Annotated in this window: 18 protein-coding genes and 2 riboswitches; of the genes, 4 read left to right on the top strand and 14 right to left on the bottom strand. The window is 39.5% G+C overall.

The window, feature by feature from the left end; genetic code table 11:
• Window positions 1-21: 21 nt before the first annotated feature.
• Window positions 22-1716 carry a M3 family oligoendopeptidase gene (locus tag G8761_RS02980; RefSeq protein ID WP_166023525.1) on the bottom strand — a complete coding sequence of 565 codons (1695 nt, stop codon included), beginning with the start codon at window positions 1714-1716 and terminating at the stop codon, window positions 22-24.
• 106 nt (window positions 1717-1822) lie between these two features.
• The gene (locus tag G8761_RS02975; RefSeq protein ID WP_027323179.1) at window positions 1823-2263 is read right to left on the bottom strand and encodes a MarR family winged helix-turn-helix transcriptional regulator; all 441 of its coding nucleotides are present in this window, start codon (window positions 2261-2263) and stop codon (window positions 1823-1825) included.
• A gap of 194 nt (window positions 2264-2457) precedes the next feature.
• On the opposite strand from G8761_RS02975, the gene G8761_RS02970 reads away from it, so the two are divergent.
• The gene (locus G8761_RS02970) at window positions 2458-3954 is read left to right on the top strand and encodes an ATP-binding protein (protein WP_166023523.1); all 1497 of its coding nucleotides are present in this window, start codon (window positions 2458-2460) and stop codon (window positions 3952-3954) included.
• 71 nt (window positions 3955-4025) lie between these two features.
• Here G8761_RS02970 and G8761_RS02965 read toward each other — a convergent pair whose 3' ends face one another.
• A complete protein-coding gene (locus G8761_RS02965; RefSeq protein WP_166023521.1) occupies window positions 4026-5033 on the bottom strand; it encodes a phosphotransferase enzyme family protein in 1008 nt (335 codons plus the stop codon).
• 424 nt (window positions 5034-5457) lie between these two features.
• Complete coding sequence (locus tag G8761_RS02960; RefSeq protein WP_166023519.1) at window positions 5458-5985, bottom strand: hemerythrin domain-containing protein; 528 nt, start codon at window positions 5983-5985, stop codon at window positions 5458-5460.
• A gap of 578 nt (window positions 5986-6563) precedes the next feature.
• On the opposite strand from G8761_RS02960, the gene G8761_RS02955 reads away from it, so the two are divergent.
• On the top strand, window positions 6564-6914 hold the full coding sequence (locus G8761_RS02955) for a hypothetical protein (RefSeq protein WP_166023517.1): 351 nt from the start codon (window positions 6564-6566) through the stop codon (window positions 6912-6914).
• Window positions 6915-7138: 224 nt separating this feature from the next.
• Here G8761_RS02955 and G8761_RS02950 read toward each other — a convergent pair whose 3' ends face one another.
• From G8761_RS02950 to G8761_RS02905, 10 genes are all read right to left on the bottom strand, one after another.
• Window positions 7139-7423: a ferredoxin family protein gene (locus G8761_RS02950; RefSeq protein WP_166023515.1), complete on the bottom strand. Its 285-nt coding sequence runs from the start codon at window positions 7421-7423 to the stop codon at window positions 7139-7141.
• Entirely contained in the window at window positions 7424-8719 is a 1296-nt protein-coding gene (locus G8761_RS02945) for an FAD-dependent oxidoreductase (RefSeq protein WP_166023514.1), read from the bottom strand.
• On the bottom strand, window positions 8712-9743 hold the full coding sequence (locus tag G8761_RS02940; RefSeq protein ID WP_166023511.1) for an electron transfer flavoprotein subunit alpha/FixB family protein: 1032 nt from the start codon (window positions 9741-9743) through the stop codon (window positions 8712-8714). Before G8761_RS02940 ends, G8761_RS02945 begins: the two co-directional genes overlap by 8 nt.
• Window positions 9744-9775: 32 nt before the next feature.
• Window positions 9776-10600, bottom strand: coding sequence for an electron transfer flavoprotein subunit beta/FixA family protein (locus G8761_RS02935; RefSeq protein WP_166023509.1), 825 nt, complete (start codon window positions 10598-10600; stop codon window positions 9776-9778).
• A 506-nt stretch (window positions 10601-11106) separates the two neighbouring features.
• Window positions 11107-11346 carry an aspartyl-phosphate phosphatase Spo0E family protein gene (locus tag G8761_RS02930; RefSeq protein ID WP_243449877.1) on the bottom strand — a complete coding sequence of 80 codons (240 nt, stop codon included), beginning with the start codon at window positions 11344-11346 and terminating at the stop codon, window positions 11107-11109.
• Between the two features lie 719 nt (window positions 11347-12065).
• Entirely contained in the window at window positions 12066-12593 is a 528-nt protein-coding gene (locus tag G8761_RS02925; protein WP_166023507.1) for a 1,2-dihydroxy-3-keto-5-methylthiopentene dioxygenase, read from the bottom strand.
• Between the two features lie 31 nt (window positions 12594-12624).
• Complete coding sequence (locus G8761_RS02920) at window positions 12625-13245, bottom strand: methylthioribulose 1-phosphate dehydratase (RefSeq protein WP_166023505.1); 621 nt, start codon at window positions 13243-13245, stop codon at window positions 12625-12627.
• Complete coding sequence (locus tag G8761_RS02915; protein ID WP_166023503.1) at window positions 13232-13909, bottom strand: 2-hydroxy-3-keto-5-methylthiopentenyl-1-phosphate phosphatase; 678 nt, start codon at window positions 13907-13909, stop codon at window positions 13232-13234. The genes G8761_RS02920 and G8761_RS02915 overlap by 14 nt, the downstream gene beginning before the upstream one ends.
• A complete protein-coding gene (mtnW, locus tag G8761_RS02910; protein WP_166023501.1) occupies window positions 13903-15120 on the bottom strand; it encodes a 2,3-diketo-5-methylthiopentyl-1-phosphate enolase in 1218 nt (405 codons plus the stop codon). Before mtnW ends, G8761_RS02915 begins: the two co-directional genes overlap by 7 nt.
• Window positions 15121-15195: 75 nt before the next feature.
• Window positions 15196-15303: riboswitch (SAM riboswitch) on the bottom strand.
• 84 nt (window positions 15304-15387) lie between these two features.
• Window positions 15388-16566, bottom strand: a complete 1179-nt coding sequence (locus G8761_RS02905; RefSeq protein ID WP_166023499.1) for a pyridoxal phosphate-dependent aminotransferase — start codon at window positions 16564-16566, stop codon at window positions 15388-15390.
• 174 nt (window positions 16567-16740) lie between these two features.
• On the opposite strand from G8761_RS02905, the gene G8761_RS02900 reads away from it, so the two are divergent.
• Together G8761_RS02900 and mtnK are read left to right on the top strand one after the other, a co-directional pair.
• Window positions 16741-17523: a carbon-nitrogen family hydrolase gene (locus G8761_RS02900; RefSeq protein ID WP_166023497.1), complete on the top strand. Its 783-nt coding sequence runs from the start codon at window positions 16741-16743 to the stop codon at window positions 17521-17523.
• Window positions 17524-17601: 78 nt separating this feature from the next.
• A riboswitch (SAM riboswitch) is annotated at window positions 17602-17756 on the top strand.
• 95 nt (window positions 17757-17851) lie between these two features.
• Window positions 17852-19036 (top strand): S-methyl-5-thioribose kinase, encoded by a 1185-nt coding sequence (gene mtnK / locus G8761_RS02895; RefSeq protein ID WP_166023495.1) that lies wholly within the window; start codon window positions 17852-17854, stop codon window positions 19034-19036.
• Window positions 19037-19229: the final 193 nt, after the last annotated feature.

The following is a 19229-nucleotide window of genomic DNA, read 5'->3' as shown; positions in this document are numbered from 1 at the left end:
TAATAGCTTCGCTTTTTTTAATTATAAATTTTTATCCTCAACCGAACTTAGCCAGTTTTCGATTTCACCTACTACAGACTCTACACAGCCTTCTTCAAACGGAGAAATGAGGTTTGCTTCCTCAACCAGCTTTGTGAAACTCATGCTGCCTCCAAGCTGGCAAAGATGTGCATAATCCTTCCATGCTTCCTCCTGGTTTTCTCTGGAACGTTTCCAGAACTGGAAGGCACAGATTTGGGCAAGCGTATAATCAATATAATAGAACGGAGAGCTGTAAATATGGCCTTGACGCTGCCAGAAGCCACCATTTTCCAAATACTCAATACCATCGTAATCGCGGTGTGGGAGATACTTCTTCTCAATTTCTCTCCACTTATTTTTACGCTCTTCTGGAGTAGCATCAGGATTTTCATATACCCAATGCTGGAACTCATCAACAGATACACCATAAGGAAGGAATAACAGACCACCGCTTAAGTGAGCGAATTTATATTTATCTGCATCTTCTTTGAAGAAGAGCTCCATCCAAGGCCATGTAAAGAATTCCATACTCATAGAATGAATTTCACATGCCTCATAGGTTGGCCAGTTATACTCAGGAATCTCAAAATGACGGCTGGAATATACTTGGAATGCATGCCCAGCTTCATGAGTAAGAACATCAATATCCCCTGAAGTTCCATTAAAGTTAGAGAAAATAAATGGGGATTTATGATTTTCTATATAGGTGCAATATCCGCCACCCGCTTTTCCCTTTTTCGCTACAAGATCCATCAGATTGTTGTCATTCATGAATTTGAAAAACTCGCCGGTTTCCTTTGATAATTCATTATACATTTTCTGCCCATTTTCAATAATCCACTCAGGGCTTCCTTTTGGCGCAGCGTTGCCTGTTTGAAATTCAAAGTTTTCATCATAAAACTTTAATTCCTCTACTCCGATTCTTTGCTGCTGGCGTTCACGAAGTTTGGTTGTGATTGGAACAATAAAATCCTTCACCTGCTGTCGGAACTTTGCGACCATTTCTGCATTATAATCGGTACGCATCATACGATAATAGCCAAGCTCAACAAAGTTTTTGTATCCCAGCTTGTAGGCGATTTCTGTTCTTACTTTTACAAGTTCATCATAAATACGGTCGAACTCTTTTTCGTGCTCAGCAAAGAAACCTGAAGTAGCAGTAACAGCTTTTTTCCTCATCTCTCTATCAGTGGATTGGGCAAAGGGTCCCATCTGTGCCAGTGTCCGCTCTTCACCCTCAAAAGGAATTTTGGCAGATGCAGCAAGCTTTGTATATTCAGTCGAGAGCTTATTTTCCTTTTGTAAAAGTGGCACAATTTCCGGCTTAAAGGTTTTTAGCTGTCCTTCAGCAAGTGCGAATAACTGTCTTCCCCATTTTTCTTCAAGCTGTCCACGAAACTTTGAATTTACTAAAGACTGGTAATACTTTGTTACCAAACCTTCTACCTCTGGCTGAATTTCATCCATGTAATCCTGTTCATTCTTGTAAAATTCATCATTGGTATCAATAGAATGGCGGATAGAACATAATGTAAACATTGTTCCAATATCATGACGAATCCCATTTATTTGATTCATCACTTCACTTTGCTCTTCAACTGTAGCAGCCTGTTCAAACTTAACAAGCAGTTCATTGAAAGTTTCGCTAACCTCTTCCAGGTTGGGACGTTCGTATGTATAGTCCTCGAATTTCATTTAAAATCCCCCTTTTATTAAGTTCCAAGAGTCTTATTCGACACTAGACACCTAATTCCCTTCGATATACGAAAATAATAAAAAAAATACGGTTTTCACCGTATTTTTAAAACTTCCCTGCAGGGATCCCAAGTTTTTTTAGGAGCCTGATCGCTTCCTCTTTTTCCTGGATGTCCAGGCTGGACATCAATTCATGTATTCTCTGTGCATGTTCAGGAAAAATCCCTTCAATAAATTGTTTTCCCTCATCCGTTATCTGAGCATAGGTTACCCTTCGGTCTTTTGGACAGGCAATCCTTCTAAGCATTCCCTTTTGTTCCAGCTTGTCGACAACATATGTGATACTGCCACTGGCTAAAAGGATCTTACTGCCAATTTGCTGCATCGGCTGATCACCTTTGTGAAATAAAAGCTCCATAACTGCAAATTCTGTAGGGTTTAAGCCATGCTCTTGTATATATCTATTAACATGTTCATTAAGAGCTTTATAAGCTCTGGACAATACGATAAACAACTTAAGGGATTGTGATACTGATTCATTTTCCATAGAAATCAATCCTTTTGGGTAATAGAATTATCTCGAATTCAAAATTATTATATGAAAATAAATGCATCCTGTCAATTTACCTTGGAATCAACCGGGAAAGAACAGATTTATTCCAATACAGAATCTCCCCTAAACCTGCTGATAATGCTATAATAGACTCATATTTACCTACTAATGACCTAAGGATATTACCTATGAATATACATCAGAAAAATATTATCGTATATATTCTCCTCGTGATTCTCCCTTTTCTTCTGGGAACTGGTTATTTTTATCACGATCTTTTAAAAAAAGATACGCAGATTCGAAAGGAGAAAGCGGAATGGATAGGTACTATTCATCAGCAAAGCTGGGACGAGTTTATAACCCAAACTGATACCAGCTTGGATATCGTCTCCCTTTCCGCCAAAATTAATAGCGGTTTTCCTCAGAAAAACGAGCCACTATTAAGGGATATTCAGCAAAGAGATTCACGGTATGGCGGACTTTATTTACTCGATAGTGCAGGAATAAAATTAGTTGGTTCCAACTTCCTTCCAGACAGTTCTCTCCTTGCAAACAAGGATTATATTAAGGAACTTATACAGACCAAAGATACTGTGATTTCGAATCATCCTGAATATATAAGCAATCATCAGGAAATTATCGGGCTTGCTTCTCCAGTTTTGGATAATAAAGGTGAACTAAGTGCGATTCTTGTAGCCTATTTAAGAATAGGCTATTTGAAAAATATTATGAAATTAGTAACTCCGGATGCAAAGCTTTATATAGCAAATGCAGATCAAGAGCCAATTCTTAAGATTAATATTGATAAAGATAGTAAGCTTACAGGTACTGATTGGCTGGTAAAACCAATCAACAGGCTCCCCTGGACTATTCATGTCCAGCTGCCAGCTCCAGATTACAGTACGATTATTAAGACATTAATAAAAAATTTGATTCTTCTTTTAATTATATCCCATGTTTTCTATTTATTAATCAAATATGTGCTTTTAAAAAGGCAGGCTGAAAAAGAAAGACTTCAATATGAAGCACAAAAACTTGAATTGGTTGGCACACTTGCAGCCAGTACAGCCCATGAGATCCGGAACCCTCTTACAGGCATAAAAGGGCTTCTGCAGCTGCTCGGAGAGAAGTATAAAGATGCTAATGACCAATATTATTTTCAGGTCATTGACACAGAACTTCAGCGAATTAATGAAATTGCAAGTGAGTTTCTAATTCTGGGAAAACCTACTGCCCAAAACAGGGAAATAATCGATATGTCCGCAATTGTAAGCGAATTGCAGCCTCTCATTATTTCAGAAGGAAATTCCTATAGCTCCGTATGTTCCTGGGAGGTTCCCTCTGAACCAATAAGGATAGAGGGAATAAAGGACCAGATTAAACAGGTTCTTTTAAACCTCTCCAAAAATTCCTTTGAATCAATGAAAAGTGGCGGAACGCTCACAATCCGCCTATATAAAACAGAGAAAGAAGCAAAATTAGAAATTGCAGATACTGGGGAAGGAATACAAAAAAAAGATTTAGAAAAGATCTTCCATCCTTTTTATACCTCCAAGGATACAGGAACGGGACTAGGACTCGTGATTTGCAAGCGAATTATTGAATCAATGGGCGGTAATATTTCCATTGAAAGTACACTGTCTGTGGGTACTACAGTATTTATTTCGCTGCCACTCCTTTGCTAATGGAAATTAGTACTTTAAAGAATAAAAAGCTGCCCTTCAAATGAAAGGCAGGTTTTTACTTTTTTCTGAGATTAGGAGTTTACCGTCATTATTTCATCCTCTGAAAGATCAATGATGGCCCTGTTTGAAAGGATCCGATTTCTAATTTTATCCATCATATTAAGGGTATATTCATTCCTTTCTTCCAAAGGAATCTTTTTTTCCAGAACTGAATACAGGGTTATATCCCTGAGCCGTAAAAAAAGCGGAAGATGTTTGAATAGATCTGCTGGCAGTTCGTTATGTTTCTGATATCCAGTTAAGAACTTCTGGTAAAAGTTAACCGAAAACTTTTTCGCTTCTGCTTCGTCGTTCCCGGTGAAACCATAAAGAAGAGAATAATAGAGTGGAATGGCAATATCAGAAGCAAACCAGTGATAACTGCAATCATCAAAATCGAATACATGAACGGTTTCACCATCAAAGAAAAAATTACCGGAATGTACATCTGAATGAATAAGCCCATAATTGCTGTTATTCGCAGGAAGACTTTCCAGCTCTTTAATTATGGCGTTTGTATTCATGACAATATCATTCTCTGAAACATATTGTTCAATGTCCAAAAGCTCTTCTTCGTCCCAAGAAGGCCTTTTATGGCCTGAGGGCTTATAATTTTTTGTTACTGCATGCATTTTACCTATTACTTCACCCCAAGAAAAAAAGAGCTTATCATTAAATTCAGCAGATCCAACTTTAACCAAAGAACCTGGGGCTTTAGTATATAAGCAGGCATAAAAATTCGACCCGTCCTCAGCTACAGCAGTCTCCACCAAAAGCTGCTGCTTTGAACGAAAGCATCCCGGACAGGTGACTCCGTTTTTTTGCAAATAGTCCATCCATTCAAGCTCAGAATCGATTTCCTCTTTTTTTCTGTGTGAGCTGTGAGTAACACGAAGAATAGCAGGTTTCCCCCGGTAGGTAACTTCAAAAACATAATTTTCAAAGTCTCCCAGTTTTTTATACTCACCAGCTGCATCAAATCTTGCCATTAAATCTTGAAGTATATCACTTTTAAATAATCTCTCAACTGTTTCTTCCAAATTGCCCCACCTTTACCTTCTTATAAAAATATATAACCCATGATGCCAATATACCTTGCAAGATGTTTCCTGCAAAGCCGCGGCGCTGCATCGAAGCCCACAAAAAAGTCTAAACGATTAAAAAAAGCCTGGCTACCTAAGGCCTGCCCTCTTACTGTACTATCTTCCTTTTGTATTATAGAAGCTGCCACTGAAATAGCTGCCATCTGCAGCAGATGCAAAAGTACTCTCAGGCAACAAAGGTAGTGAAAATTATTACCCGCAACTGCCAGGCTGTAGAAAAAGACTCTGCTGACCTCCTTTGGCGTAATAAATTTACTTTTAATTCACAGGAATGGTGATACCTTCCAATTAGTTAAATTATAGTTTAAATTTCAGAAAAATTTAATAAAGAAATAAAAAAAAGAATGGGGCGTCCCATTCTTTACTTAATCTCTTTAATTTTCCTTGCAAGTTCTTCTTTTTCCTCATCAGAAAGCATTCTTTCCGCCATCGGGAAAAGGACATTTTCTTCTTTTGCAAAATGCTCGGTCAATGTGAAATACGCACTTTTTATTAATTGTGCTTGTTCCTTTATTTCATCAATTGATAGGACACGATCCTCCAAAGCAGTTTTTAGGAAGGACCCAATATAGCCTTTTGCCTGGTCATGCTCATATTCCATCACTGCAATTGGGCCAGATGTGGTTCCAATATAGGCACCCATCATTGGAAAAAGAACTCCCTCTTCCCTTTTTGAATGTGGTTCAAGCTCTGCCATAAACTCTGACACCCTGCGAATTAATTCAATAAAATTATTCTCTCTATTTAGATCCTTTTCAATTTGCTGAACAAGATTAAATTGAACTTCCAATTTATCTAATAATGACGGGTGTTCACTTTTTAATTGCTTTAAACCTACGGATAATTCACCTGTTGGCATACCGCCAAATGCATTCGTACAGCCGTTCATTTATATAGCTCCTCTCAAACTTTTATGAACTCAGTATAACGCTGGCAATAAAAAATAGTTGTGATGCCTGTCACTTTTCAAGTCTTTAATAATAAAATTTAAAAATTGGATATACATTTTACAAAAGACTCTGTAAAGCTCATTGTTGATTTTTCCTTAATTTGATTGAAGCAAAAGGAGCGAGACTCCTCGGAAACGCTATCGCATTTCCTTCGTGCGGGGGCGATTTCAAGGGAGCTATTCAATGTCCTGCGGGAAAAGCGGGCCAGGGGAGAAAAAAGAACGGAAGCGTCTTGTTCTGCCCCGACAAGCGCTGGAAGGCCTGACAATGAAGTCGTTCTTTACTTCAAAGTCAAAACCGAAGCGACCTCGAGGGGCTAGGCGCTGAGTTTGACAGGCTCCCGGACCGCCCGTGGAACGCGAGCGCCGGGAGCGGAAATCAACAGGCAAGATTAACAAAGCCTTTCCAAAAGCATTGGAAGCGTTTTTAAATTTCTTAAAATTTTAACATTTAAACCGAAATAATGCTGTAAATTCACATATAATGTAGTTATAGAAGCTATAGGGAGGGCTAAATTATGTACAATCCTAATTACCGGGATTTTTATCAGACAGCATTAATTCCAATTGGCTTAAAAGATCAGCTCGCACTTTTAGAAGCAGAAATAACTCCTTCGGATCAGGTCCGCTCCACACACTGGCTAATTGCTCTGGAAGGTGAGCCAGCGTTCGAAGATACAGAATATTATCATTGGAAGGTGAGTATATACCCAGCTGACTCGGAAGGATCTTTTTCATGGAAACATCCCTACTTTTCATCACAGCTGTTTGATTCGTTCAATAATGCCGCTGAACTGGCAAGATCATATGCAAGCTTTAGTATAAATGACGAGATTTTTGCCTCAGGCCTTCAAGAAAAAATAAGTTAATCCACACTTCAATATCCCCTTGCTTCACCTCTTTTTTGAACCTCCTTGTGAATAACCATACATATAGTGTTAATATGACAATTTTCCCCTTTTATGCTAAATTTCCCGGAAAATAAGTCACCTTGAATATCGTATCCCTCTTACCGTTTCAGTATTTCCCTGAAAGTTATTTATGTGTGCAAAAAAGGCTTCCCTCCTTTTATAGAGGGAAAGCCTTTTGTTTTTTAAGCCATTCTGAAAACGATTCCGTGTCCGCCTTTTGGATATTCCCATTTGATGTTTTGATACGGGCATCCGATCCGGCAGCTGCCGCACTCATGGCAGCCCTCATATCCTACCTGCATACGTTTTCCTTCCCATTTATATACCTCTGCAGGGCAAAACACTGTACAAAGCTTATCGGGGCAATTTGTCATGCAAACATCATGATCCAATATCGTTAAATGGGATTTCGTATCACACTTAAATCTTAGCAGATATTGTTTTTCCTCGATGTTTTTTGTAGACATTTATTTCACCGCCTTCCAGGCACGATACATGTCCTGAATCACACGGATTGTGCCTCTTTCTGCTGTAATGCTCTTCATAATTTGTTTTTGTTTGTCACGTTTTGGTGTACCATCTACCGTAAAGAATTTGCTCATTGCTTTATTCATCATTGGTACATATTCTTTAAAATATTGCGGGTGCTTTTCAAAGATATGGGCAGCATCTTTATATTTCTCTAGATCCTTCATGATAAAGCTTCCGTATAAAGCTTCACGGTAGCTGTTCAGGCTTGATTCACTGTAATTATTTCTTTCCTTTGCTTTAATTACTGCTTCTGCAGCCAATTTACCAGAATACATGGCCATATTAGAACCTTCACGGTGAATCGCATTAACAAGCTGTGCTGCATCCCCAACTACGAGGACACCATTTCCGGCAACCTTTGGAACAGAACGGAAACCGCCTTCCGGTATAAGGTGGGCCAGATATTCCGCTGACTCGCCTCCCTGAAGAATAGGTTTGACCAATGGATGGTTTTTAAGATAATCAAGCAGATCATACGGTTTCAGCCTAGCTTTTATCATGCTCGATAGCGTAGTTCCAACCCCAATATTTAAGCTTTCCTTATTTGTGTAAAGGAAGGCTGTACCAAGATTCCCCTTAGTAGAATCACCAAAAATTTCAATGGTTGTTCCCTGATTTTCCTCTAAGTTAAACCGGTCATTTATTTTTTCTTTTGGCATGTTGATAACTTCCATAACAGTGAGTGCTACCTCATCGGGTCTGAATTCCTTATGGAAACCAAGCTGCTTGGACAGAAGTGAGTTTACGCCATCAGCAAGAACTACTACATCTGCATAGAGCTCTCCATCAGGACGGTCGGTCCTAACCCCAATAACCTTGCTGTTTTCTACAATACATTCTGTAACCACAGTTTCATTAATTAGAAGCGCTCCTGCTTCAACCGCTTTTTGAGCAAACCACTGATCAAACTGTGCTCTTAAAATAGTAAAGTTGTTGTATGGCTCTGCTCCCCATTCCAATCCTTTATAACCGAAGGAAACAACCGACTCTTTATCCAGCATCCAGAAACGCTGCTCAATTATAGGCCTCTCCAATGGAGCCTCTTTCCAAAATTCAGGAATGAGTTCCTCTAGTTGTTTACGGTATAAAACTCCGCCCATAACGTTCTTGCTTCCCGGGTATTCGCCTCTCTCAATTAAAAGAACTTTTAACCCTGCCCTAGCGGTTTGAAGTGCACAGGCTGTGCCTGCAGGTCCTGCTCCTACAACGATTACGTCAAATTTTTCAGGCATAGCTGATTTCACCCCCTTGATTGATAGGAACTTGTTTAAATTCCTCGATTAATTTTGGAATGATTTCCATGGCGTCTCCTACAATTCCATATGTGGCTACATCAAATATAGGCGCATTTGGATCTTTATTTATAGCAATAATGATTTCTGAGTTTTTCATTCCTACCACATGCTGGATTGCCCCTGACACGGCAACAGCGAAGTAGATTTTTGGTGTGACCGTTTCACCAGTCTGCCCGATTTGCAAATGATGAGGAAGCCATCCAGCTTCAACAACGTCACGAGTTCCGCCAACACTAGCACCAATTGTTTCGGCAAGCTCATATAACAATCCGAAGTTTTGGAGGTCTCCCATGCCTTTTCCACCGCAAACTATGACATGTGCCTCTGCAAGGCTGGCTTTTTTTGTTACATCCTTCACAATTTGGAAAACCTTTGTCCGCATATCTTCTTCTGCAAGAGATATGGTTTCTTCGATAATTTTACCCGCCCGTGCAGTATCAGGTTCAAGAGCTTTCATAACCTTGGGCCTTACAGTGGCCATTTGCGGACGGTGTTTTTTACAGAGAATGGTTGCCATGATATTACCGCCAAATGCTGGACGGCTTGCCTCAAGCAGCCTGTTATCTACATCCACATCAAGCATAGTGGTATCTGCTGTCAATCCGGTATTCAGGTCAGTCGCTACTGCGCTGGCCAAATCCTTCCCATTCGGAGTAGCACCATAAAGGAAAATTTCCGGTTTATATTTTTCGGCAAGCAGCATTATACATTTCATATAGGATTCAGTCCGGTAATCCTTCAGAACCGGATGATCGATAACATAAACTTCATCTGCTCCGCCTGTAATAACCTCCGAAGCCAAAGGCTTTATTCCTTCACCAAGCAAAACTCCCGCCAGTGAAACATTTAATTTATCTGCAAGTTTTCGGCCTGCACCAAGCAATTCGAGAGAAACTCCTTCTATTACTCTATCGTTTTGCTCAATGAATACCCAGACCCCCTGGTATTCTTCCAGTTTCATTGTTACTCCTCCTTGCTAGTTCGATTGTTAATTTATTTGGAAGATTGAAGAGTTAAAAGCTCTTTTTTCTCCATTAAAATCCCCATTAGCTGTTTTACCTGCTCGTCTGATGAACCCTCAAGCCTTTTTCCGCCCTCTGGTTTTGGAGGAGTAAACATTTTACCTACGATCGTTGGAGAGCCCTTTAATCCCAACTGGGTGCACTCAACATTTTCCAAATCTGCTACCGTCCATATTACTGGTTCATATCGTACTGCCTTAATCATGTTGGGAAGCGGAGAATATTCTATATTATTAATTTCCTTTTCTACTGTCAGCAGACAAGGTAAATCTGCCTGGATCAATTCATTGCCATTTGTTGATTTCCTTTTGATTAAAACTGTTTTTTCCTGCTCGTTCACCTCTGTTACTTCAATTACATTGGTAACAGGAGGAATATCCATCCGTCTTGCAATACCCGGTCCAACCTGGCCTGTATCACCATCAATTGCATGTTTACCGCAAATGACCATGTCCACAGGAAGGTCCTTTCCGATTCTCTCCAGCGCCTTCGATAACGCATAGCTGGTTGCGAGGGTGTCAGCACCTGCGAAGGCCCGGTCAGAGATTAAATACCCTCTGTCAGCACCTATTTCGATGCTTTTCTTTATAACCGCTGTCGCCTGGGGTGGTCCCATGGATAGGACAGAAATAGTTCCGCCTGTCTTTTCTATGATTTTTACTGCCTCCTGGACCGCGTGTGCATCGTATGGATTAAGAATGGCAGGTGCACTGCGGCGGTCGAGTGTGTTGGTTTTGGGGTTAATTTTAATAATTTTAGTATCAGGGACTTGCTTGACACAGACGACAATGTGCATGTTAAACTTCCCTCCTCAATAGGATAAAAATATGAAAACGATTTCTTTTCCTTTATTTGAAAAAGCTTGATATTACGATATATGAATCGCAATATAGGCATAGTACAAAACTATGAAGTTTTTTCTTATTGTGTAATTCTGAGGATGTACTGGCGGTAACTTATAACGCTTACATGAAACAGGAATTTTTAATATTGCATTATGCTGTGGTCTAAAGAAGAAGAAGAGAAATATAGTAAAAATAAACCTACAATATTACTATAAAAAATATACAGATATAAACAATGATAAAAATCACATTATATAGGGAAAAACGTCAGATCAAAAAACTTTCAAAAAATGGACATAAAAAATGAGGAGAATTATTTCTTTAGTGGCGGACAAGCAAAAAGGGAAAAAAAACAAGCCAATAATTGAAGGAAGGGTTTGAAGATTTAAGTTTTAAAAAACAAATAAAGGCTGTCCAATTTAATTTCGGACAGCCTCTGCCAAACTTATATTTTATTTTAAAAGGCAGCCCTTGAAAGTCGGAATAAGATTTTTTGTACAACCATTTTAACATCTTCAAAAGAAGATTGTTGGGAAGCCTGCTGGTATTTAAAAATCAATTGGTCTATTTCTTGGCTGCATTTAATAGTTTTTTCATCAGTAAAACCATAATTCATTCCCACTTTTATCATTTCGTCTCTTTTGGAGTTTATCTCCGATAGCATACTTCCCAGGCGCCGATTACTTTTCTGATACAACTTTTTTCTCCCCCTAATTAAACCAATTGCCTGCCCTATGAAAAAAATAGGCTACCTGATGCATTATGACAACTTTTTTTAGCTCTGTAAATGCATTCGCAAAAGAAGACAAAACTTCCTATAATTAGCATTTTTCGACACACAAAAATAAAAAAAGAATGTTTTTTCCGACATTCATTTTAGCTATTTTGCTTCCTGAATATGTAATTAACTTTCTTTTATAGGAAATAAACTAGTTCGTTTAAATTGAATTATGTTTTTCTATTAATACGTTAAAGGAATATTTTTGGCAACTACTTTTTATATACATACCTCTGACGGAACAAAAGGCGCAAGCGCCTTGATCAGATAATGAAAGACTAAAATGCCACGTCCTCGAAAAAGCTTTGCTTTTCCTTCGTGCGAGGCGGATGCTTCCGAAGCGTTCCTTGCCCTGATTTCTGAAGTGATTTGGCTTATGACGCCGAGCTGTTCGAATCATCACCTATCGGTCATGATCCTCACAAGATATTCAAATAAGAATATTCTAGAGGATAAATGGCTGGGCGCTCCTCGAAAAAGCTAAAGCTTTTTCTTCGTGCGAGGTATAGCTGACGAAGCGTTCCTTGTGGAGCTGGATTACAATAACCTAGTTCGGAGTTACCCACAAGGTGAAAATCTATCATTTCCTAAATAATAAAAAATCGGCTGATAAGAATATCAGCCGATTTTTTTTTTTATTAAGCTTCCTGTTGTTCGTAAATTGGCACCCAGCCTTCAGTTGTTACAAAAATTCGGATTGCTACAACCTTACGATCTTCCTGAAGTGTAAAGTAATGGCGTACATTCTCAGGAACTGAAATTAAATCCCCTGGCTCTAAAAATACATCAAAGAATTCTCCGTCTTTTCCCTGAATAACAAATACTCCGTGGCCGCTTACAATAAAACGAACCTCATCATCAGTATGATGGTGCTCCTGCTGAAAGTTTTTTAAGAGCTGATCAAGATTTGGTGTAGTTTCGGACAAGGAAATAACATCCTGGGCTTTGTAGCCTCTTCTTTCTGAGATATCAGCAATTTCAACTTCAAATGCGTTTAAAATTTGATCTTTTTCTTCATCAGAAAGTGCATATTTTTCCTTAAGTGCTTCTGGAAGTTTATTAATATCCCATTTTTCATAAATAACTTCCTGGCTATTTAGAAAGCTAATTACTTCCTCTGTTCCATGAATTTTTTCTTTTCTGCTTTGAAATTTAATAAATGCCATTTTTTTATCTTCCTTTCTATAAATATGTTTTTTAAATAAATTGATGCGGCTTATGTTCAAGGAGGCGTAATTGATACCTAAACAAAAACTCGGAAGCTTCCAATATCTTTTTTGCCTCAAATGCATTTCTCCCCCACACTGTTATGCCATGGTTACGAATAAGAACAGCACCCTTATCTTCGTGTATATGGTTCGAAAAAGCGTTGGCCAATGTAGGAATATGAGCGTAATTTTTTATAATTGGTATTCGGAGTACCGCATCTTCCTCCCATTTATCAAAAGCTTTAATTAGCTCTTGCCCCTGAAAAGTAACCTCTCCCCGATCTCCAAAAACCTCAGAAATTACATTGTTATCAATCGTATGAACGTGAAGGCTGCAGCCAGCATTGGTCTTTCTGTAAATTTCTACGTGAAGGAGGGTTTCAGCTGAAGGTTTTAAATGTGTTTCCTCAACCGAATTGCCATGCTCATCTACCAACAGGAAATCCTCAGGTGTTCTTTTCCGCTTATCCTTTCCGCTAGCTGTTACAAAAAACTGCAGCGGCTCGTCGCTCACTTTAATAGCAAGGTTTCCGCTGGTACCCATAAACCAATCCCTTTGTGACAATTCATCCTTCACATCGGCGAGTTCAGTCCATCTATCCTTTAGCATTTAATTCCTTCACCTCAATCCTATTTTTTATTACTTCAATACAGTCAAGAAAAGTTTCGAATGGCTCATGGGTAATATTCCATTCATGACACTTTTCGAGCAAAAGATCCCTGGCTAGTACAAAATCCACCTGCTTAGCTGCTTCTAGATCTGTTACTGAATCACCAATGAGGATTTTAAAATCGTCCTGATGACCCAGTTCGCGAATAATAGAAGGTTTACAGCATCCACAGTCATTCTGGCAGGAAGAATCACACTCATGAGGCCAGAGAATTTCAATAGTCTCTTTCTCAAAGTTTGAGCCATTGCAATAAATACCATCAAATGGACCGAAGTCCTCCAAGACAGCTAATACAAAAAAGTCTATTCCGCCGCTTATTATATATAACGGAATGTTCTCTTCCCTGGCAAAACTAATAAACTCCTTAAATCCCTTGCGTATTCTGGCATTTTTAATGGCGAAACTGATAATTTCATCCCTTTTGGAACTCGGTATCAGCGAAAACAAACGCCCCACACCTTCACGAACAGAAATTTGACGAGAAAGGATTTGGTCCTTTATCTCTTCCCAGCCGTCCGGTGCAAATTCTTTCATTACAGCAATAATGTTATCTTTTTCAGTGATGGTTCCGTCAAAATCACAATATATAATTGGTTTTACCATAAAGAGTTCACCTCTGCATTTCCCCAGATATCAAGTGCCTTTCGCAGTTCAGGATACTTTTGTGACCCTTCAGCTAAAGTCTTTCCTTCCAGTTTCACATCAATTGCCTGCCTGAACGCAATACCTCCGCCGCGAGCTCCATCCGGATGTCCATGAACCCCTCCACCAGCATTGATAATAGAGTCAATTCCAAAATCACGGAATAAAAGCGGTACCAGGCCAGGGTGAATACCTGCCGACGGAACAGGAAAAACCCTTTTGAACTCATCTTGTTTTCTTAGTTCTTCAGCTATTTCTAATGTCCGGTCCCTCTCAAGAGCTACGGATCCATAAGGCGAAGGGAACAAAGATAAATCAGCACCGGTATAACGAAGAAGTTTTCCAAGAAGCAACGCATGAGAGATGCCATATACAGGTGATGAGGTAAATGCTCCACTTACAGCTGGGTGTGCCATCAAAGGCAAAGCAATCTCATCATCCTCTCTTAGCTCCTGAAGAACATCCAACCCGTAAGAAAAAACATTGAACAGCAGCAAATCGGCTCCCAGTTCAGCGGCCATGCGTGCTTTCGACTTCAATTCTGATGTTCTTCCTGTCAAATTAACTGCATACAAGGTTCGGTGGCCAGTCTGTTCATAAACCTCATCCAAAGCTTTTTTTCCTTCGCTAATCCTTTTTTCAAAAGGAGTTAATTCATTTTCAAAAAGAATTTCATCGTCCTTTACAAGGTCAATCCCGCCTAAAGCCTGTTCTTTCAGCTGGCGGACTAAAAAGTCAATATCTTTGCCAAGAACTCCTTTGAATATGCTCATTAACAGCGGCCGGTCATAAACACCTGTCTTTTTTCTTAAACCGTCAATTCCAAATCGAGGGCCAGGAAAGTTACTTTTAAGACTCTTGTCAAATTGGAGATCGAGCAGCTTAATTTTCCCATCAAGAGAAAGCTTTCCAAAAACAGTTGTCAGGATTGCAGGCAAATCCGCCGAGAAGTTAGCGGCAGGATAAGCAATTTTAATAATCGAATGGCCACCTTTTTCTGAGGGAGCCGCTTCAATCGATACTACTCTTCCCTTATGCTTCCTTAGCTGGCTTTTCTCAAGTTCCGGGAGGTTTGTCCACGAACCGACAGTTAGACCAAGTGCTATCTCTTCCGCCTTTTTTTCGGGATTTTTTTCATCATGCAATAAATAAACTGCAATTAACTCACTCATGTTGTAATCTTCCTTTCTCAAAACCAATAAAAAAACCTCTTCAGATAGAAGAGGTTAGCATACCAAACTAACATCTTCTTATCTTTCAGCTATTTGCTGCAAGAATTAGCACCGTGCTAAACCAGCGTTTAGTCGGTTGCCGGGCTTCATCGGGCTCGTCCCTCCACCTGCTCTTGATAAGAAAACAATTAATTAATTTATTTAGATTTTCATAATGTTTAAATTAAATTCAATTAGGATTATCGCAAGAATTTTTTAGGCTGTCAACTATTTTTTGAAAATTTGTAATGCACCTATTCTTTCAACAGCTTCCTTTAGCCTATCCTCGGAGCTTAACAGTCCAACGCGGACAAAACCTTCTCCGTATTCTCCAAAACCAATTCCGGGTGCCACCATAATATGGGCCTTTTCAAGAAGGATATTAGCGAATTCTTCTGAAGTCAGTCCTTCTGGAACCTTCAGCCAGGCAAAGAAAGAGCCTTTTGGTCCGCTAACTTCCCATCCTAAATCCTGAAGTCCATTGATCAAAGCATTCCTGCGTCTTTCGTACAATGCATTCAATTCACGAACACAATCCTGCGACCCGTTTAAAGCTTCTGCAGCGGCTTCCTGAACTGCCCCAAACAAACTCACATATAAATGGTCCTGCAATAGCTCAATAGCAGAAATGACACTTTTATTTCCGACAGCGAATCCTACCCGCCATCCGGCCATATTGTAAGTTTTAGATAAAGTGTAAATCTCTATGCCTACTTCCTTAGCCCCTTCAATCTGCAGGAAACTGAGCGGCTTTACTCCATCAAAGCCAATCGCACCATATGCAAAGTCATGTACAACGCAAATATCATTCTCATTAGCAAGCTGTACTGTCTTTTCAAAAAATTCCGCCGTTGCGGTGGCACCTGTCGGGTTATTAGGATAATTAAGGAACATCAATTTTGCATTTGTAAGTACCTCTGTTGACAATTCGTTATAATCCGGCAGAAAGGAGTTTTCCTCCCTTAAAGGCATGATCTCCATTTTGGCCTTTGCCAATGCTACACCAGACCAGTAATCAGGATACCCCGGATCTGGAACCAGCAGGGTGTCTCCAGGATTTAAAAGACATTGTGGGATTTCCACTAACCCGGCTTTTCCTCCGAACAGGATAGCCACTTCTTTTTCAGGATCTACTTTTACCCCATATTCTCTTAAATAAAATTGGGCTGCAGCTTCCTTTAGGTATCTATAGCCCTGAAAAGGTGAATATTTATGATTTATCGGATTGGCAGCTGCCTCTTGAAGTTTTTCCACAATGTGTGCGGGTGTTGGCTGGTCAGGATTGCCCTGTCCAAGGTTTATAACATCATGTCCATTTTCTATGTATTCTCCAACCCTTTTCACCAATGAGGCAAAAAATTGTTTTGGGAGACTGTTCAGTAAATCTGATTGTGCAAAGTTTTTCATTTCGACACCTGCTTTGGTTTTCATTTTTTTATTGGAAAATCTAGTGACAAATGATATAACGATAGTGGCGGCTTGTAAAGTGAAAATTTCAAAAAAACCAAACAATGCTGTAAATGAACTATACAGCAAAACTTGTATCTATAATATTTTAACACTCAAAAGGAGTGAGGAGCGTTGAAACTCAAAATAGCTTGCCTGCAGATGGACATTGTTTTCGGAGATCCTGAAGCTAATTATTTAAAAGCCAGGGATTTGATTGAGAAAGCTATGAAGGAAAATCCAGACATTCTGGTCCTCCCTGAGCTATGGACTACCGGCTACGACTTAACAAGGCTTGATGAACTCGCTGATCAGGATTGCAGGGAAACCATCCGCTTTTTAAAAGATAGTGCAGTCAAATATAATGTGCATCTTGTTGGTGGCTCGGCTGCCGGCCAAACTCAAGATGAAGTAAAAAACACTCTTCTCATCATTGATAACAAAGGGGAACTAAAAAAACAGTACAGTAAGCTTCACCTGTTTAAACTGATGGATGAGCATCATTACCTTGTTCCCGGTAAAGAAGATGGAATGTTTGAACTAGAAAACCGAAAGCTAGCCGGGGTAATATGCTATGATATCCGGTTCCCTGAGTGGATCAGAACCCATACTTCCCAGGGGGCTGAAGCACTTTTTGTGGTAGCCGAGTGGCCAAAACCCCGCTTAAACCATTGGCGTGCCTTGCTTATTGCACGGGCTATTGAAAACCAATGCTTTGTCATTGCCTGCAACAGGTCTGGTTCTGATCCTAATAACGAATTTGCAGGTCATTCAATGATCATTGACCCATGGGGGGAAGTGGTCGCAGAGGCTGGAGAAGCTGAGGAAGTCCTCACAGCGTCTGTTGACTTTGACCGTGTCGGAGAAATTCGAAAACTTATACCTATTTTCGCGGATAGAAGACCTGAATTTTATTAATTTTATAAAAATAGTTGACAGTTTCAAAAATTCACTGTTATTATTTTTACATTGTTTGAAATTAATAGTTTTTTTAAACTCTTATTATGAGCTGGCTGAGGGACTGGCCCTTTGAAGCCCAGCAACCGACTGTAATTCCATTGTGAAATGGGGCGCTATTTGCGCCGGGAAAAATCCCGTTAAGGCACGGTGCTAAATCCTACGGAAAGAATTTTCTTTCTGAAAGATAAGAGGTGAGAAGATACGTCTCTTCAAGCCTCTTTCTGATAAGAAAGAGGCTTTTTGCTTTTATCAGCGGAAAGCCTCCAAAAATGAGGAGGAATTTATAATGAGTGTAACGACTGCCAATACTTATAAACCATTAACTGAAGAAGCCGCATTTAATCTTGCAATCTCTAAAGGCCTTTTCCAGCCAAACAGCAGTCTTTCCTGCGAAGAAATCGGTGATGGAAATTTAAATCTTGTATTTAGAATTAAAGACTCTCAGTCGGGAAAGAGCATAATTATCAAGCAAGCATTGCCATACGCCAAGGTGGTCGGAGAAAGCTGGCCTCTTACACTTCATAGAGCCACCATCGAAGCGGAAGCGCTTAAAATTTCTGCAAAGATTTGCCCTAATTATGTTCCGGAAGTTTATTTCAGTGACGATGTACTGGCTGTAACGATTATGGAAGACCTTTCGCACCTTTCCATTGCAAGAACCGGCTTTTTAAGCGGTGAAACATATCCATTAATTTCACAGCACTTGGGGGAATTTCTTGCAAAAACTTTATTTTACACCTCCGATTACGGCCTTGGAGCAAGCGATAAAAAGGAATGGGCAAAAAAATTTATTAATCCCGAGCTTTGCAAAATTACAGAGGATCTGATCTTTACGGATCCATTCTTTAATTCTTCTAATAACTCTTTCGAAGAAGGATTGAGAAAGGAAGTGAAACAGCTTTGGAATGATGAGGAGCTTAAGTTCCACGCATCTGTCTTGAAAAAAAGCTTTTTAACAGAAGCTGAAGTTCTTCTTCATGGTGATTTGCACACAGGAAGTGTCTTTGCAGGTCTAAAAGAAACAAAAGTAATTGATCCGGAATTTGCTTTTTATGGACCAGCTGGTTTTGATATCGGCCAGGTACTTGCTAATTTGGCATTCCAGGTTATCGTAAATGAAAAGGAACGAAATACTTTCATCCAGCATATTGAAACAGTATGGAAGGTATTTGTAAAAGAATTCAGCCGCCTGTGGAAGGAAGAAAACAAAGAGGCCTTTGCAGTAAGCGATGAATTTTCGAACTACATTCTGGAAAAATACTTTTCTGATTCACTTGGATTTGCGGGTTGCGAATTAATCCGAAGAACGGTAGGACTTGCTCATGTGGCTGATTTGGATAGCATTCCGGAAGATGAAAGACGATTATCAGCAAAAAGAAAAACCCTTGAAATAGGAAAAAAATTAATCAAAGATCGCAGTAGCATCAAAAGCATCGAACAGCTTTCCCAGCTGCTAAGGGAGCTTGTATAAGAAAAAGCCTTTTCCTCTTTAAAACTATTGGCTTTGGTTTAACTATATTGTTGATATTTACTAGAATCTCCCTAGAATATTGAATGAGCATCCTCAAATAAACACTTCACGAAGGAAATGCGAATGCACTTTCGAGGAGTGTCACGGATTCTATGCTTAATCATTTAATCAGGCTCTTTTCGTAAACTTTGTT

Source organism: Neobacillus terrae, assembly GCF_011393025.1.
In the GTDB taxonomy this organism is placed as follows: domain Bacteria; phylum Bacillota; class Bacilli; order Bacillales; family Cytobacillaceae; genus Neobacillus_A; species Neobacillus_A terrae.
The sequence above is the reverse complement of the archived record's forward strand: the minus strand, read 5'-3'. Positions and strand labels throughout refer to the sequence as shown.

Bases quoted from the DNA above. Each gene is read 5' to 3' on its own strand.
- G8761_RS02980 (WP_166023525.1), bottom strand. From the start codon at position 1,716: ATGAAATTCGAGGACTATACATACGAACGTCCCAACCTGGAAGAGGTT.
- G8761_RS02975 (WP_027323179.1), bottom strand. From the start codon at position 2,263: ATGGAAAATGAATCAGTATCACAATCCCTTAAGTTGTTTATCGTATTG.
- G8761_RS02970 (WP_166023523.1), top strand. From the start codon at position 2,458: ATGAATATACATCAGAAAAATATTATCGTATATATTCTCCTCGTGATT.
- G8761_RS02960 (WP_166023519.1), bottom strand. From the start codon at position 5,985: ATGAACGGCTGTACGAATGCATTTGGCGGTATGCCAACAGGTGAATTA.
- G8761_RS02955 (WP_166023517.1), top strand. From the start codon at position 6,564: ATGTACAATCCTAATTACCGGGATTTTTATCAGACAGCATTAATTCCA.
- G8761_RS02950 (WP_166023515.1), bottom strand. From the start codon at position 7,423: ATGTCTACAAAAAACATCGAGGAAAAACAATATCTGCTAAGATTTAAG.
- G8761_RS02945 (WP_166023514.1), bottom strand. From the start codon at position 8,719: ATGCCTGAAAAATTTGACGTAATCGTTGTAGGAGCAGGACCTGCAGGC.
- G8761_RS02940 (WP_166023511.1), bottom strand. From the start codon at position 9,743: ATGAAACTGGAAGAATACCAGGGGGTCTGGGTATTCATTGAGCAAAAC.
- G8761_RS02935 (WP_166023509.1), bottom strand. From the start codon at position 10,600: ATGCACATTGTCGTCTGTGTCAAGCAAGTCCCTGATACTAAAATTATT.
- G8761_RS02925 (WP_166023507.1), bottom strand. From the start codon at position 12,593: ATGGCATTTATTAAATTTCAAAGCAGAAAAGAAAAAATTCATGGAACA.
- G8761_RS02920 (WP_166023505.1), bottom strand. From the start codon at position 13,245: ATGCTAAAGGATAGATGGACTGAACTCGCCGATGTGAAGGATGAATTG.
- G8761_RS02915 (WP_166023503.1), bottom strand. From the start codon at position 13,909: ATGGTAAAACCAATTATATATTGTGATTTTGACGGAACCATCACTGAA.
- mtnW (WP_166023501.1), bottom strand. From the start codon at position 15,120: ATGAGTGAGTTAATTGCAGTTTATTTATTGCATGATGAAAAAAATCCC.
- G8761_RS02905 (WP_166023499.1), bottom strand. From the start codon at position 16,566: ATGAAAAACTTTGCACAATCAGATTTACTGAACAGTCTCCCAAAACAA.
- mtnK (WP_166023495.1), top strand. From the start codon at position 17,852: ATGAGTGTAACGACTGCCAATACTTATAAACCATTAACTGAAGAAGCC.